The sequence below is a fragment of the Klebsiella sp. P1927 genome (assembly GCF_018204675.1).
Taxonomy (GTDB): Bacteria; Pseudomonadota; Gammaproteobacteria; order Enterobacterales; family Enterobacteriaceae; genus Klebsiella; species Klebsiella pneumoniae.
Window position 1 is genome coordinate 195,155 of the sequence record NZ_CP073378.1, and the last position, 14,546, is coordinate 209,700.

Genomic DNA, 14,546 nt, shown 5'->3' on the forward strand with positions numbered 1-14,546 from the left:
CCACCTGCTATCGCATTAATTTCACCAGAGCACAATGATTGTGCGATCATCGTGATTTCCCGGAGAGAAATAGTTAAGCCACTCCACCAGTTGTGCCGAGGCATGTTCAGGGTCTGTGAGTAGGGGAGAGAGCTCGGCCATCAGCCTGTCCCATTTTTGTGGATTCTGAAGCCCGTTATCCGTCTCAAACCAGGGATCGGAAACACCATCAGTCATCAGAACCAGATGCGATATGTCGTTCCACTTACCGATACTGATACGTTTACTGAATCCGGCATCACTGACGGCATCGGCATCCAGAAACCGCGTCTGACCTGCATACTCTCCGCTATCCGGTGTCCCCAGCACTCTGACTTTGCCAGCAGGTCCATATGCAGCTATCGCACCGTCACCTAACCAGAAAGACGCGGCAAACAGATCGGCACCGTCGCGAAAAGTGACGGTCGCGAGTAAAGTTGTTGAGAATGACTTTACTTTATCTTCAGCCAAAATTGCGGCACTGCTGATATTGTTTACGGCCAGTACCGCTGCCTGTCTGAAGTGGTGGTTCATAAACTCCCATACTGCTCGCTGATCTTCACTGTTCCAGCGAAGGACCCTGTTTTTGATCTCAAGCCCTTTTTCAGTCTTGAACTGGTTGAAGAGATAGTTACCAACGGTTTCAGAAACGATACGGGAGCCTTCCCGGGAATATTTAGCGCTCCCCGCGCCATCAGCTACCAGTAATACACTCCATCCGGATACATCACTGAAGTTGAGGTAATAATCGTCGTCACGAAAAGAGCCTACATGTTCATGGGAGCGTCCACGACGGCTTGCTCCGGCAATATGAATACCTGACCGACAGACACTCTGGTGGTCGATACTCTTCTTGTAGAATGGTGCATCAGAAGGCGGGTCAATCACTTTCCAGAGACTTTTCGGATCAGGGTTCACGACAAAAAGTAACTTTTTTTCATTATCACGATGTGAGCTGCATGACCATTTCACAGTCAGTTCAAAGTCTCCGCTCTGCCCTGGTGTCCCCTGGAGGCGTCGCTCATTGATATCAAATATCAGCCCTATGTCCTGAGAGAAGTTAACCTCCGTGATCTCTGCCTCAACACCTGTATCGGTCGCTATTTCCAGTCGAACATCGTAGGGTTCACCTGCCCGTGCATTTGGCAGCATGATAAACACCTCCGGCACTTTTCCGGGGGCAGGGGATGTTTTATTCTCCACTCTCTGAGGTACTTCCCCGGGCCGTAAAGCACTGACTGCGGAGTCAGCTGAAAGGTTGTCAGAAACAACCGGACTGGTTTTATCCATGTCTTCTGGTTGCGCCGTGACGGAAGCCTCAGTCTGTAAGACCCCGGTTGCATCAGGAACTTCTTCAGTGTGTCCCTGAACGCCTTCTGACGCTGTATCATCCACCATTTCACTATGCGCTTCCTGCTTATCATTTCCCTGAAGTGCAGTAGCGGCATGGACGGGTTCAATCTCAGGTCGATCAGCTTCGCTTTCACCAGAGTTTTGAGGTGGGAGGATATTGTCAGAAAAAGGCTGGGTAAGACATTCTGAAACTGTTTGAGTGTTCTCCGCCGGTATGGCTTCGCTTGCACAGTGTTGAATGACCGTTTCTCTCAGCTGCCGCACAGCAAGGGCAACATCAGGTATGTTACCAAGACAGCATACTTTATCAGCATCAGTCGGTTCCCCTGATGCCTCCAGAATGAGAGCAATAATTTTATGTTCAGGTGTAATGAACTCGCTCATTAGCCGCGTCCTCTGCTAACGTTAAAATCTGAATTTCCACCCTCGCTCTGAAAGGACAAACCTTTCCCACACCATGGGCAGTTCACATCATCAGGCCCATCAATACAGAGAAGTTTTCCGCAGGTACACATCGCAAAAGCACTACTGTTTCCGCAGTGTGGGCACCCTGGTACGCCATGGAGTTCACTGGTGTTTATCTGCGCCCCGGCTACGGACATATCCGTCCATGAGAAGTAATCTTCATCCACAGGATAACAACCAGCAATGTTGAAGCTGTTAAGGTTTAGATCGAAAGCGAGGCCCGATACCCTGGCTGGCGGACGCTCATACTTAATCAGATAGGGTCGACGGGTTTTACTGCAACGCCCGGTTAATACCACACAGTTTTCATCGTATGCACGGGCTGTGTCATCTTTGGCAAGCTTGACGATATAGTCAGTTTGTTTCAGGGGCGGCTGAGAATCCTCGCCAACACTACGACTGTGAGCTGTGACTGAAGCTGTGATCCACTGGATAAACCGCGAAAAATCGCCTTCCTGATTTTCGGTAAACGATAAGACGTTTTCAGTCAGTTGCCTGAGTACACTGAGATCAACTGATGGTCCGATCCCCACAGCAATCATATTCACTTTTTTTGCGTAAAATTCGTTCCAGCGCTTAACCTCAGCTGAAATGTCATCTGTCGGTCGGCCGTCAGTAAGTAAGTAGACAACTGGCTTCCAGTCACCTTTTTCTTCCAGCGTCGTTTTTCGGACCTGAGAATCTATTTGTGTTGTCAGTTCCCGTAAGGCAGTCGCGAGGTTAGTTCCTCCACCAACAGGAAGGCGAGGGGGATAAAAAGACACAATGTCATGTAACGGGACAATCGTTCTGGCAATACCGGCAAAGGCAATTACTGACACCCAGACAGTCTCCAGAGCATGAGGGTCCTTACGCAGATCGCTCACAATCTTCTGCAAGCCATCATTCATCCTTTTCAGGTTTTCACCAATCATGGACTCAGAACAGTCCAGAACAAAAAAAACGGGAAGTCGTCTCACAGGAAACTCCCTCATAGCAAAATGTGACGTCCATAGCAGAGATGGACTTTATCGGTATAAGGCAGGGTTATTCCCTGCCATACCGGCGTAAGTTACAGAACAAGCTGGATTTCGGGCGGTGGCGGTGGAAGTGTGTCCGAATCAGTAGTGATTCCGGCACTGGAGCTTCCTGAAGCCACGCTGGCACTGACCCATTTGAAAAAGCCTGAAAATGCGGTCGAATCCAGTGTTTCAAGAGCCACAACTTTGTCAGTCAGTAGTTTCAGATGTTCGTGTCCCGCTTTAGGGCCAACAGCACAGGCTATAATGGAACCAAACGAACGCCGCTGAACCTCTTTAACAGCTTCCCCATAAGCCCAGGCATCTGACGGAGTACCATCTGTCATCAGAAACACCAGCGGTCTCCAGTCGCCTTTCTGTTCACCATCAGAGCGGCGAATATCCCGGTCGACACACTGGATCAGACATTCAAGCGCCGCGCCGGTAAAGGTGCCGCCCGCACTTGGTACTTCTATATCAGAAAACTGAAAGTCAGCCAGGGCAGTGAGGGGAACATACTCCCGGGCTTCATTATCGTATGTAATTATTGAGATATGGACGCTTTCAAGCGCATAAGGGTCCTGTCTCAGGGCACTCAGCATAGCCTGCACACCCACATTCACTGAATGTATCGATTCTCCTCTCATTGAGCCGGAAGTATCGATGAGCAGATATACGGGTAGTCTTCGCATTTAGATATAGTTCCTCAGATGGCTTACGAACGAATCGGAGGTGGAAGGCTCGCCTATCGCATTCAGTTTCCAGCCACTGGATTCCCGGACAAGCTCAGCAAAGACCATCGATCGCTGACCATTAAAGGCTACACCGCCGGAGAGGTCAAAGCGTGCCATTTCCACATTTTTTCCGTCTACCGCCCGGATAAATGCATTTTGCACTTTTCCAAAGTGCTGCTGTAATTTTTCGCCGTTGTAGATCTGAACAATAAAGACAATTTTTTCGTACTTCGGATCGATGCTGTTTAGTTTTACGATAATTTGCTCATCGTCTCCGTCACCGGCACCTGTCCGGTTATCGCCGGTCAACCAGATCTGCCCTGATTTATGGCGAAGACTGTTGAAGAAGACGATATCGCCGTTAACCAGTGTCGGCTTACCATTTTCAACATTGCCAAGGTCAGTCACTTTACCGGCTGCGTTGCAGAGAAAGGCAATAACATCGAGGTCATACTCTTCCTCTTTTTTGCCAAAAATTCCACCCAGGAACCCCTTTTTCTCTTCATTGATGTCCCAGCCAAGACCTATCGTGACTGAGGAAAGATCGAACTCATTTTTACGCAGGCTGACGCCTTGCCCTTTCCGTAAGCTGACAGTCATAGGATCCTCTCTTAAGTTGATTGTTTATAAAACCACGTTTACTTCTGGCGGCGGTGGAGGCAAATCATCAAGACCGATAACTTCTTTTTTACCGGCATCGACTTTCTGGCTACCTACGGAAACACTGGCAGACACCCATTTGAAAAAAGCTTTGATGGAAGAGCTGTCGGCAGTGTCCAGCTGGAGAACAATCTCTGTAATCTCCTTAAGTACCGCTGTGTCGGCATCGTGACCGGCAGCACAGGCTACAACAACACCTTTTTTGGCTGCTTTGAATTCATTCACTCCTTTACGCCAGTCATCAGTAGGGCCACCATCCGTCATCAGGAAAACGAGTGGACGCCAGTCGCCTTTTGTCTCCGCTGTCGTTTTCTGAACTTCTGCATCAATTCGGTTTGCAGTCAGGGATAAGGCTTCGCCCAGAGCGGTAGTTCCGCTTGCCGAAAAAGAGGGGAGATTGAAACTGAGGAGATCTGTAAGAGGTACGGCCTGACGAGCAGTAGAGTCGAAAGTAATGACAGAGACATATGCAGTTTCCAGTGCATAAGGATCCTGCTTCAGGGTGGTCAGTAGTGTCTGGACACCATTTTTAACTGCCTCTATAGGCTCTCCGTGCATTGAACCTGATGTATCGAGAAGCAGATAGACGGGAAGTCTTCTCATCTTAAACTTTCCTTAATGGTTGATGGGGGAGCTCATTTCCTGAACATGGTTTTATAAACACTTCATATCATATTACTAAAAACAAAGGCATATAGTTAGTTCAGCAATCACAAAGTGAGATTTTCACGTTGTTTCAAACGCGCGAGTTGGTTGAGCAACAATACAAATTTGCAATATCTCAACAATACGATCCCCGCCATTATTAGTAGGCATTCGCCATATTGATAACCCGTCGCCGGAAAACTGGACAGGTCATAATCTATATAAAATATGGTTTAACGTTTTTGCATTTAATAATACGGCGACGATGGTCAGTTAAAAGAAAACCAATAAAATAAAACACAGGGATTATTTATGAATTAAGAATCTTTATTTTATTAATTTGCTTTTTATCTGTAGTTATACAATAAACACCTGTTGGGAAAATGGTAAGGATTGCCGATTAGTGGAGTGAGAACAACCACCCCACTAATATTCTGCTATTTCTTCATTTCATTGATAATTTCATCAATTTTTAACTCTACTAATTTTTCTACTGCCTCGCTTCTTGATGTACCGCTTAGCGCAGCCAGTTTGTCAATTTTGCGAAGAACACGGCGTCTAATCGACAGGGAAACGGAAGTTTTTATATCCTTATCCAGTACTACCCGTGCCCCCTGGTCATGTGTTTTTAAATCAGAATTAAGGTCCAGCGCCTCACTCATTCTCTTTAGTGTTTTCTTATCCAGTAATCCGGAATTTACCATCTGATAAGAGTGGCCAGCCTTACTGTATTTAATTTCAGCCGCGTAAGTTTCCCTCAGCTCTTTGAGCGCCCGGCTTAGTGTCGGCTCAGAACAGGCCAGCGTCGCGGTGATGGATTGCGCCGATACAGGCTTCCCTGAGCCAAGTATGTTAGCCAGGGTGTAAACTCTTTCCTGTCTGGTGTTTAATTGCATATTCAGTCGGTACCTGCCATATGGGTCAGTGGTTCTATAGGCTGAAAAATGTAAGTCGCACTCATTTTCCTGATCAGACCTCGATCACCTAATGCTTCAATGGGGTCAAGGCCACGCAGATTCCCGAAGTTGATTAGCTCGATTTCAGAGCGGCATACCCGCCAGGAAATAATGTACTCGTCTTCAAGATATCCAGTGCGTTTACTTACCCGCTGAGTGAAGCCTGAAATGACGACCTGTTCAAACGGAAGCGTCTGAAAAACGATTGCTGCCAATCTCAGCAGGCATCCGTGAACGTGTTTAGCGTAACTTTCCCGGACCGCTTTCTGTGTCATGGCTTTTTCATTGATATCAGTTCCCCGGGCATTCACGCTATACACTTTATCAGGCATATCCTCAATCTCAGGTAAATCAACATCAAGCCAGACTGTTGATTCTTCAGGCCGTACCTCAAACGACACCAGTGTTTCTCGCGGCCATTCTGTTTGCGAGAAAACTTCCTCAAGACAATGTTCAAAGAAGCGGGCGTCAGAGCGGAATTGCTCTTTCGCTAAGGCTACAGACTGCGTGTAATTTTTTTCATGCTCCTGGTACTGATGCTGCCATTCTGCGTACTGCTCAGCCCAGGCTATACGCTGTTTCTCATAACGCTGCTTCAGCAACGCATTTTCACGTTCAATATCAGCGACGGACGTCTGCCACCGCCGAAGATTTTCGTTCTGTCGCTCCTGTCGGGCTGCATCAGATTCAAACCATCCCCCAAGGAACCCGCGACCGGCATGCTCATCAGGTTCTGGAGGAAGTGGAATATATTCAGGTTTGTTTGGTCGTACCGGCGCAGGAAGAGAGAAACTGCCCTGACGGAGCGCCAGGTTCTGTGTCTCGAGCGTGGCCCAGGTATTCCCTCCCTTTGGGGAAGGGGAGAGTTCATTGATATTGGTTATCGCTGTTACGGTGGACATCAGTTTTTCCACCACCAGCTCCAGTTCAGACCTCAGACCGGGATCTGCCTGATGCCTGGTATTCACTCTTTCCCGTGCTGTTCTGTCAATCCGGGTGCGGTAACTCAGTCCCGTTCCGGGAAGACCCAGGTTGGCAAACGTTCCATTCTTTCCCACTGACAGCGAAGCTCCACGGGGGCCAATACTCAGGCTGGGGGCCCCGTTACTCAGGTTAACTCTGACCCCCGGGATAATGCTGATCGATTTACGAAATCTGAATCCCATATATGCTTCCTTAGTGCTGCTTAGAAACTGGAATAAGCCTGATTCCTTCCGGATTTTGCCCCGTAGTCAGACCGTATACCTGTCCCCGTCCCAGGATCCCCTGAGCCCACCGGCGATGGGTGGCCGGTTCACACATCGCTCCCTGAGATTTGAAGACTGCCTGGGTGGAATTCAGAATTCGTAACGCATCTGAATGCTCACCAGGAGACACTTTAAGCGCCTCCTCTATCACACTAATCTGATCAGGATGAATGGCCGTTTTCCCCACCAGCCCATGGGCGATATCCATAGAGAGTTCTCGTCCCAAAACGCCGTGATCGTCGATGTGTTCGCATACTGGTGCGGTAAGCGCAAAATCACGAGGAGCGAATACTGACACAAGCATTTTTATGACATAACCCATAGGAGTGTCATAAAGGGTCAGATCCCGTGGCCGTCGCAGAGACACGACGTTCATGAGATCGTTTCCGCCGATCCGCAAAGCGATTATGCGGTCACGGCAGTCATGACTCGAAAGTTCATTTGCCAGCGCCTGCATTTTAATAACATCATAGACTTCTTCGGTTTCAAGCGTTGGCATCATCATCAATGATGTTCCTGCCATGATGTCCCACCAAACCGGGAGCGTGGAAAGGGTGAATTTGGGCAGTACAAAACCATCAACTGCACTCAGGTCCAAATTAGTCGTTAACCATCTCCCCATATCAGGGTGACGTGGGCGGATAAATACCAGTGGGTACTTCTCATCATCGTTGACGGCTCTTGCGTGTCTCAATTGCTTCAAAAACAGTGAAAGATTCTGAATCGCAAGAGGGATGTCATGCTCGCTGACCGCATCTTCCAGGCAGACAACCAGAGAGCGCAGCCCCGGTATTTTCCCTTCCAGAACGACCTCAGCGATATCCTTGCGTGTGGCAGGCATATATAGCGTGGCACCGAGTTCCCATGGGGTGGGTTGTTTTTTCATCAGCGTACCTTTTTGATAATGGTAACCGCACGATACTGACCGAGCGTATCCCCGGCTTCCGTCACCTGGATACCTTTCTCTTTTGCCAGCCCAACCAGAAGAGAAACATCCGGGTCATCCATCTGGCGAACAAAAACATGATCAGGTACACGACGCAGAACCGCCCGCGTCGCTTCAGCGATACCCGGCTTAATGCGGTTAATGCTGTCCACCTCATAACGCTCAGCAAGGCTCTGGATAACTTTTCTGCTCAGCTGCCAGCGTGCGGCATTTTTCCCTGCGTCCCAGCCAGAAGCGGGAAGGGGTTTACCGTCAAGCTGTTCACGGAAATGTGCTACCGTATCCACCAGCATCTGGCTGCATTCAAAAGACTGAAGGTGATCGCAAACCACACAGCCATGCAGGCCTTCTTCGGCCCAGACAGAGCGCGAAATCAGACCCGAGACAGGCGCGCCCATGATACCGAACGGGATAAGCCAGTCATCGTCACTGGCAGCAAGCCAGGCACATCCGCAGGGGTCAGCCAGCACAACCAGTCGAGGCTGCTCCGGATAACCGGGACGGTCCTTCAGTGTGCGGGATAATTCGCCGGTAATAGCTCCTTTTCCCGTCCAGCCGTCGACAAACACTATGCCACCAGTACCATGGCGTGATTCGATAAAATCAAGCGCCGCAGCATCAATACCCCTGTCGCGGATAATGCTGATCCCGTAGTGGAAAGACTGTTTACCCATCGCACGCAGAGCCTGGTGCAGCATTACCCCCAGTGGAACACCAGCTCTGACCAGGCTGACCAGGACAATGGGTTCATCGCCAGCACGACGGGCCAGTTCACGAGCAAGATAAGATACCTCCCGTGCCAGACGTGCAGCTCCCGAATCAAGCGCACGGGTGAAAAGATCCAGGTGCCAGCGGGTAGGCTCTGGTTCCTGGCTTAACATGTCGGAATAATGCATTTTTCCTGACTGAATCAGTTCTTCCTTCAGGTCAACCGGTGTCATCTCCATGACAATGGGTTTCAGCAAAAAGTGAACATCGTCAGGTTTATAGGAACCAGAAAACGGGGCAAAATGCGACATCTTATTGCTCTCCAAAAATACGCTGTGATATGGCCTCGGCAAACTGACTCTGGCGTGGAAGACCAAACCAGCTGCAGAGTTTCATGAACCGATGGTCGCTCAGGCTGTCACCCAGCCCCATCACCGGGAAAACCCCACGCTCCTGACGCAGTTTCTCCAGCAACCATGAAACGGCCAGCCCTTTTTCTACCGGGCAGGGTAACCAGGCAATGTTGTTGCTGTTACGGTGGATGTAAAACCCTTCGGTCGAAAAAACGCGCTCAATCTCATCCCCGACAGCGTTCAGTTCATCAAGCTTCGTGCTGTCGCGATGCTTCATGACCAGATACACCGGAGTACCCTCATATTCGTAGTTGAGGCGTGCCCAGGCATTAATGCCTCGCGCATCCATGAGCTCGGTGATGATATGTTGCATTGATGTTAAGCGGTCGGCGTAGGAGGACAGGCACTCCAGCATATGGGCTTTCCAGTCGCTGTCTGGCGTACCATCTGGACGAAGGATCACCGCGCCATGAGTGGTCACTGCCCAGGAACGGAAGGGGATCTGTACCCGACTGATTTCTTCCGTACCTCTGGCCGTCACCGGAATGAGGTCCGCATGTTCCAGCAACCAGTCCACCAGCATGGCCTGCTCTTCGGTCATAAAGCTGCGAGGCGTGAGGCTGCGATCCAGTGCGCCGGTGCGGAACGGTTCAAGGGCAAGTTCATCAACCATTTTTCGGCGGGTCTGGAACAGGGTGTCATCGAGGTCGCTGAAGACGACGGGCTTATTCATAGGTAATCACCTCTACGGTGGGAGCGACAGCGGAAAGCGCCTCAAGCAGCCGGGGGTCCACGCTGGAAGCTGGCGTTTCGCAACAAATCAGGATCCGGTCAAACTGCTGATGAGCAACGTTATAGACATAATTTGGAATACCCAGTCCGTAGTTATCGCTGAAAGCAATGGCGGACTGGATAGCATAACCAGTGGAAATCGGTGAGCGGGTCGTCGAACTGAACACGACCTGAGCACCTGCCGCTTCAAGTCGCTCAGCCAGCAGGAACGGCTCCCAGACAAATTCACCGGTGCCCAGTACCAGAATGTTTTCACCGTGCGAAACCTGAACCTGGAGACCCAGGTCACTCGCCGGTATCTGCATCCCGAGTCGCCCCCAGGATTGTTTGCCTGTGATCGGGACGTTCCCTCTGGAGGTCACATTTACCTGGGGCATGACAGGAACCGGGGCATCCGGTTCGGGTGTCCAGCGCCAGTTGCCGGAGATGAGCGATACTGTATGTAGGGGCAGGGGGCTGTTCTGACTGAGTGCTTCTCCGCTCCAGTCAGTCAGCGTGACAGCAATAACCCGTCGTACCTTCCGGAGTGCACCCGATGCACGTAATGAGGCGAGAAGATTGAGGAACGTTTTCCCCGTCGTGGCTTCATCATCCACGAGCACTAATGTTTGTGCCTCCGCTACGGTTTGCCGCATGGCCGCAGAAACAGGATAGTAGATCAGGTGGTCTGTGGCATGGCTGTGCTCTTCTTTAAACTCGCACAACAGTTCAGCATCGACCGGATGGCGGGTTGATGTCAGATAAACACAGTCAGGGTGATGCTTACGCACCTCATCAAACACTCCCGCCCCGAGGCCGACAGCCGTCTCAGCCATCCCGATAAATACCACCGGCCCGTCCAGAGTCCCGGGAAACTTCTCCGCCAGCTGTGTATAAACATTGCGCATGACCAGAGGAGAGACAGGAATATGTCGACCCAGCACTTTACTGACAAACAGAAATGCGCGTTTTGGATTCCGCCGTTCGGCGATATCAAAGAGATCAGTAAGAGGATAATCGGTTTCCTCGCTGCTTACCTCAATTCGCCCACAGGATAATGTCTTTTGATAACCGAAATTACCATCAATTGCTGACATATCTGTCTCCATTAATAAATTCTGTTGGTCAATGATGCCGGATAGAGTATGACATCAGTGACAGAGCGGACGACTGCAGGTGAAAAATCAGTTTTCGCTGACTGCCTGACCTGATCATCATCCATCAGCCCAAGTGTATGGAAGGCATACAGACCCGGAAGATTCACGCCACTGTGCTGCGTATAACCGATACCACCTGATGGCCGCATGTTAATTTCCAGCAATAGTGGTTTGCCTTCGGCATTATGGCGAGTCTGTACATTGACCATGCCGTCTGCGTTCATTAGGCGGGCGCAGTTGATGGCAAGTTCAATCGCTTCCCCTTCATTTTCCAGATACTGAAGCACACCTTCTTTACGCCGCCCGATAGCGGCCAGGACCGTGCCTTGACTTACCACCATATCCACAGAGTATTCTGGTCCGGGTAAATAGGGCATCAGTACTTGTGGAGTAAAGCAGTCCATACGGGCATGAGCAGCCAGGTATTGTGATGGGTGGATAACACGGCTATCAGGATTGTTGAGAAAAGCTACCGGGGAAACATTGTCATCAAAACGCCAGAATCCCATGCCATAAATGCCTGTAACAGGTTTAATGCAGAGGCAATCAGAAGGGAAAGGGGGATGATTCAGCAGAGTACGAAGCTCGTCTACATTTTTTACCCGAACCGACGGGACAACCGGAAGTCCATTTTTTTCCATAAACTCGGAAAAAGTAACTTTTTCATCGGCTAATTCAAACCAGTGAGTACCCGTTGACCCGGTAGTCAGGTGTACACCAGAACGTTGAATGTTTTCCCGGTGGCTTTCAAACCATTTACAGTTGCGACCAGTATGTATCGCATTAATACCATGAGCGTCAGTAATGGAATGAATAAAAGAAAGACGTTCTTCTTCGTTGTTAGGTTCGATCATTGAAAAATCGGAAACAGACAAGATCTCTTTCCTCTCGTTGCGATGAGAAGAAAAGATTTCAATATCCTGATTTTCCTTTTCCGCAAATGATTTCACTCCAAGGACAATGTCTCGCTGGGAAGATAGCCCTTCCATAAACCAAATTTTCTTTTTCATTTTTTATAATTGTCGCCTGAAAAGGGGATGAGATTTTTGTAATACATGAGTCTAAGAACCGACCTGCGCCATGTCAATCATAATATGATAATCACTCGCTGTTTTTGATTTTCCGGTTAGACCACAAAACCACTTAATAACAATAACATATATCAAACCATCACCTACCCACCCAATGTAATTAAACGTAAATTCCAGAAACCCACCAGTTTTTACCTTGCGGGTGAACTTTGTCATGATATGATTTAGATGCACTCTGTTTGAAAATGAATTTTATAAAAACCCGGTCAATACCTTTTAAGGAATGAATATGGTTTCTTTAAGTAAAAACCAGACAGTATCACTCAGCAAACAATCCACTGCTCTCAGCCAGCTTCAGTTCGGACTGGGTTGGGATCCTGTTAAGAAAAAGGGATTATTTGGCAGCATTTTTGGTGGCAATGATTCCATAGACCTGGATGCAGGTTGCGTTCTTCTGGATGCCGCAGGTAATAAAATTGACACCATCTGGTTTCGTAAACTGAAATCCAGCTGTGGTTCTGTCGTCCACTCCGGCGATAACCTGACGGGTGAGGGGGATGGCGATGATGAAATCATTCACGTCAACCTCTTAAAATTGCCGGCAAATGTCGAATACCTCGCTTTTACTGTGAACAGCTTCCGTGGACAGTCCTTCAACGACGTGGATAACGCCTTCTGCCGCGTCGTGGATCAGACCAATAAGGAACTTGCCCGCTATCAGCTGACAGAACAAGGCCCACATACCGGCATCATTATCGCTTCACTGAGGCGCAACAACGGCCACTGGGACTTTACCGCCCACGGTAAAGCAAGCGGTGGCCGCACAATCGACGATATGCAATTCGATATCGTCAGTACGGTGGTAAAAGCATGAATCTGACACCGGGGGGCAATGCCCCCGTACCTGCTCAGGAACTCCGCGTTAGAGTCATTGCTGGTGGTCCTGTTGATGCCTCGGCGTTTAGATTATTCGCTGACGGGAAAGTTCGGGGTGACAGCGATATGGTCTTTTACGGGCAACCCCGTAATGAAGATGGTTCCATTAGCTTCAGTACTGAAGGGACCAATAGCGTTTTCACCGTTGATCTGTCCCGCCTCAAGCCCGACGTGCAGAAAGTCGCGTTCACCGTTACCTGTGACGGCAGTCATACAGTTTCCTCCCTGAATCATCTGTCCATACAAATTGAAAGTGGCAATACCTCGCTGATCAGTGGTCAGGTAGAACTGAACGGCCGTCAGGAAGCTGCTCTGATCCTCGGTGAAATCTATCGCAGGAATGGTGACTGGAAATTTCGTTTTATCGCCCAGGGCTTCAATGGTGGCCTGAAACCTCTCGCTGAGTACTATGGCGTCAACGTCGCGGATGATCCAGCTCCAGTCACTCCGCCACCAGCGCCTCCGGCTCCGCCTAAAGTTAGCCTGAGTAAAGTTTCTCTGACCAAAGAGAAGCCTGCCATCAGCCTTGCCAAAAAAGACAATTTTGGTGAAATCCGCATCAATCTGAACTGGCATCGTGGCTCGGGTTCAGGCGGGTTACTGGGCGGTATGTTTGGTTCGAACAAAGCGATAGACCTGGATCTTGGCGCATTCGTTGAACTCGCAGATGGCTATAAGTCAGTTGTTCAGGCACTCGGTAATGCTTTTGGTAACTATCACTCTGAGCCATATGTTCAACTGCAGGGTGATGATCGTACCGGCGAGGCTCTGGATGGGGAATGGCTACACATCAATGGCCGCGAATGGAAAGAAATTCGCCAGGTACTGATTTATGCCTTTATCTATCAGGGCGTGCCCAGCTGGGACAAAACCGATGGCGTGGTGACATTACATGTTCCGGAGCAACCACCGATTGAAACGCGTCTGACTGAAGGGGATAACAAACGCACGCTTTGTGCGATTGCCCGCCTGGTCAACGAGAACGGTTCCATTCGTGTGGAACGTATTAACCAGTACTTCAGAGGCCAGGATGAAATGGACCGCGCTTTTGGCTGGGGGTTTCGCTGGTCCAGAGGTTCCAAATAAACGCAATGATGAGGGTATGAGAATGAGTTTTTTCGACAAAGTAAAAGGGGCTTTGACCTCGGGTCGTGAGGAATTGACCCGCCAGGTAGGCCGTTACAAAAACAAGAAATTTATGCAGGGTACCGTCGCGGTATGCGCCCGTATCGCTGTTGCCAGTGACGGCGTTAGCTCCGAAGAAAAACAGAAGATGATTGGATTTCTGCGATCCTCAGAAGAGCTGAAAGTCTTCGATACAGCAGAAGTTATCGAGTTTTTTAACAAGCTGGTGACCAGTTTCGACTTTGATCTGGAAATCGGAAAAGGCGAAACGATGAAATATATCCTCGCCCTGAAAGACCAGCCAGAGGCAGCTCAACTGGCTCTTCGTGTCGGTATTGCTGTCGCTAAAAGTGATGGCAACTTCGATGATGATGAGAAGAGTGCTGTCCGTGAAATTGCCCGTTCGCTGGGTTTCGACCCGGCTGAATTTGGCCTCTGATAAA

General features: G+C 49.5%; 15 protein-coding genes. 3 read left to right on the forward strand and 12 right to left on the reverse strand.

Annotated elements, in window-relative coordinates:
- Positions 1-21: 21 nt before the first annotated feature.
- The 12 genes from KB892_RS28255 to KB892_RS28310 form a co-directional block, all read right to left on the reverse strand.
- On the reverse strand, positions 22-1,755 hold the full coding sequence (locus tag KB892_RS28255) for a PP2C family serine/threonine-protein phosphatase (RefSeq protein WP_011251311.1): 1,734 nt from the start codon (positions 1,753-1,755) through the stop codon (positions 22-24).
- Positions 1,755-2,795 carry a TerY-C metal binding domain-containing protein gene (locus tag KB892_RS28260; RefSeq protein ID WP_004026583.1) on the reverse strand — a complete coding sequence of 347 codons (1,041 nt, stop codon included), beginning with the start codon at positions 2,793-2,795 and terminating at the stop codon, positions 1,755-1,757. Before KB892_RS28260 ends, KB892_RS28255 begins: the two co-directional genes overlap by 1 nt.
- A 92-nt stretch (positions 2,796-2,887) precedes the next feature.
- On the reverse strand, positions 2,888-3,526 hold the full coding sequence (locus KB892_RS28265) for a vWA domain-containing protein (RefSeq protein ID WP_004210266.1): 639 nt from the start codon (positions 3,524-3,526) through the stop codon (positions 2,888-2,890).
- Complete coding sequence (locus KB892_RS28270) at positions 3,527-4,168, reverse strand: TerD family protein (protein WP_004026586.1); 642 nt, start codon at positions 4,166-4,168, stop codon at positions 3,527-3,529.
- A 24-nt stretch (positions 4,169-4,192) separates the two neighbouring features.
- Complete coding sequence (locus KB892_RS28275) at positions 4,193-4,831, reverse strand: vWA domain-containing protein (protein ID WP_011251313.1); 639 nt, start codon at positions 4,829-4,831, stop codon at positions 4,193-4,195.
- 479 nt (positions 4,832-5,310) lie between these two features.
- Positions 5,311-5,769: a ribbon-helix-helix protein, CopG family gene (locus KB892_RS28280; RefSeq protein ID WP_004196888.1), complete on the reverse strand. Its 459-nt coding sequence runs from the start codon at positions 5,767-5,769 to the stop codon at positions 5,311-5,313.
- A gap of 2 nt (positions 5,770-5,771) precedes the next feature.
- Entirely contained in the window at positions 5,772-6,995 is a 1,224-nt protein-coding gene (locus KB892_RS28285; protein WP_011251314.1) for a DUF4236 domain-containing protein, read from the reverse strand.
- Between the two features lie 10 nt (positions 6,996-7,005).
- On the reverse strand, positions 7,006-7,962 hold the full coding sequence (locus KB892_RS28290; RefSeq protein ID WP_011251315.1) for an HpcH/HpaI aldolase/citrate lyase family protein: 957 nt from the start codon (positions 7,960-7,962) through the stop codon (positions 7,006-7,008).
- The gene (locus tag KB892_RS28295) at positions 7,962-9,041 is read right to left on the reverse strand and encodes a cysteine protease StiP family protein (RefSeq protein WP_004026596.1); all 1,080 of its coding nucleotides are present in this window, start codon (positions 9,039-9,041) and stop codon (positions 7,962-7,964) included. Before KB892_RS28295 ends, KB892_RS28290 begins: the two co-directional genes overlap by 1 nt.
- 1 nt (position 9,042) lies before the next feature.
- Positions 9,043-9,816, reverse strand: coding sequence for an HAD family hydrolase (locus KB892_RS28300; protein WP_004181732.1), 774 nt, complete (start codon positions 9,814-9,816; stop codon positions 9,043-9,045).
- Positions 9,809-10,951, reverse strand: coding sequence for a phosphoribosyltransferase domain-containing protein (locus tag KB892_RS28305; RefSeq protein ID WP_004181731.1), 1,143 nt, complete (start codon positions 10,949-10,951; stop codon positions 9,809-9,811). The genes KB892_RS28300 and KB892_RS28305 overlap by 8 nt, the downstream gene beginning before the upstream one ends.
- 11 nt (positions 10,952-10,962) lie before the next feature.
- Positions 10,963-12,021: an ATP-grasp domain-containing protein gene (locus KB892_RS28310; RefSeq protein WP_011251317.1), complete on the reverse strand. Its 1,059-nt coding sequence runs from the start codon at positions 12,019-12,021 to the stop codon at positions 10,963-10,965.
- Positions 12,022-12,331: 310 nt separating this feature from the next.
- Between KB892_RS28310 and KB892_RS28315 the strand changes: the two genes are divergently transcribed.
- Genes KB892_RS28315 through terB form a run of 3 tightly spaced genes read left to right on the forward strand, consistent with a single transcriptional unit; the run spans position 12,332 to position 14,542 of the window.
- Entirely contained in the window at positions 12,332-12,916 is a 585-nt protein-coding gene (locus KB892_RS28315; protein WP_004196925.1) for a TerD family protein, read from the forward strand.
- On the forward strand, positions 12,913-14,064 hold the full coding sequence (terA, locus tag KB892_RS28320; protein ID WP_011251319.1) for a tellurium resistance system protein TerA: 1,152 nt from the start codon (positions 12,913-12,915) through the stop codon (positions 14,062-14,064). Before KB892_RS28315 ends, terA begins: the two co-directional genes overlap by 4 nt.
- Positions 14,065-14,086: 22 nt before the next feature.
- Positions 14,087-14,542: a tellurium resistance membrane protein TerB gene (gene terB / locus KB892_RS28325; protein WP_004026604.1), complete on the forward strand. Its 456-nt coding sequence runs from the start codon at positions 14,087-14,089 to the stop codon at positions 14,540-14,542.
- Positions 14,543-14,546: the final 4 nt, after the last annotated feature.

Bases quoted from the DNA above. Each gene is read 5' to 3' on its own strand.
- KB892_RS28255 (WP_011251311.1), bottom strand. From the start codon at position 1,755: ATGAGCGAGTTCATTACACCTGAACATAAAATTATTGCTCTCATTCTG.
- KB892_RS28265 (WP_004210266.1), bottom strand. From the start codon at position 3,526: ATGCGAAGACTACCCGTATATCTGCTCATCGATACTTCCGGCTCAATG.
- KB892_RS28270 (WP_004026586.1), bottom strand. From the start codon at position 4,168: ATGACTGTCAGCTTACGGAAAGGGCAAGGCGTCAGCCTGCGTAAAAAT.
- KB892_RS28275 (WP_011251313.1), bottom strand. From the start codon at position 4,831: ATGAGAAGACTTCCCGTCTATCTGCTTCTCGATACATCAGGTTCAATG.
- KB892_RS28280 (WP_004196888.1), bottom strand. From the start codon at position 5,769: ATGCAATTAAACACCAGACAGGAAAGAGTTTACACCCTGGCTAACATA.
- KB892_RS28285 (WP_011251314.1), bottom strand. From the start codon at position 6,995: ATGGGATTCAGATTTCGTAAATCGATCAGCATTATCCCGGGGGTCAGA.
- KB892_RS28290 (WP_011251315.1), bottom strand. From the start codon at position 7,962: ATGAAAAAACAACCCACCCCATGGGAACTCGGTGCCACGCTATATATG.
- KB892_RS28295 (WP_004026596.1), bottom strand. From the start codon at position 9,041: ATGTCGCATTTTGCCCCGTTTTCTGGTTCCTATAAACCTGACGATGTT.
- KB892_RS28300 (WP_004181732.1), bottom strand. From the start codon at position 9,816: ATGAATAAGCCCGTCGTCTTCAGCGACCTCGATGACACCCTGTTCCAG.
- KB892_RS28305 (WP_004181731.1), bottom strand. From the start codon at position 10,951: ATGTCAGCAATTGATGGTAATTTCGGTTATCAAAAGACATTATCCTGT.
- KB892_RS28310 (WP_011251317.1), bottom strand. From the start codon at position 12,021: ATGAAAAAGAAAATTTGGTTTATGGAAGGGCTATCTTCCCAGCGAGAC.
- KB892_RS28315 (WP_004196925.1), top strand. From the start codon at position 12,332: ATGGTTTCTTTAAGTAAAAACCAGACAGTATCACTCAGCAAACAATCC.
- terA (WP_011251319.1), top strand. From the start codon at position 12,913: ATGAATCTGACACCGGGGGGCAATGCCCCCGTACCTGCTCAGGAACTC.
- terB (WP_004026604.1), top strand. From the start codon at position 14,087: ATGAGTTTTTTCGACAAAGTAAAAGGGGCTTTGACCTCGGGTCGTGAG.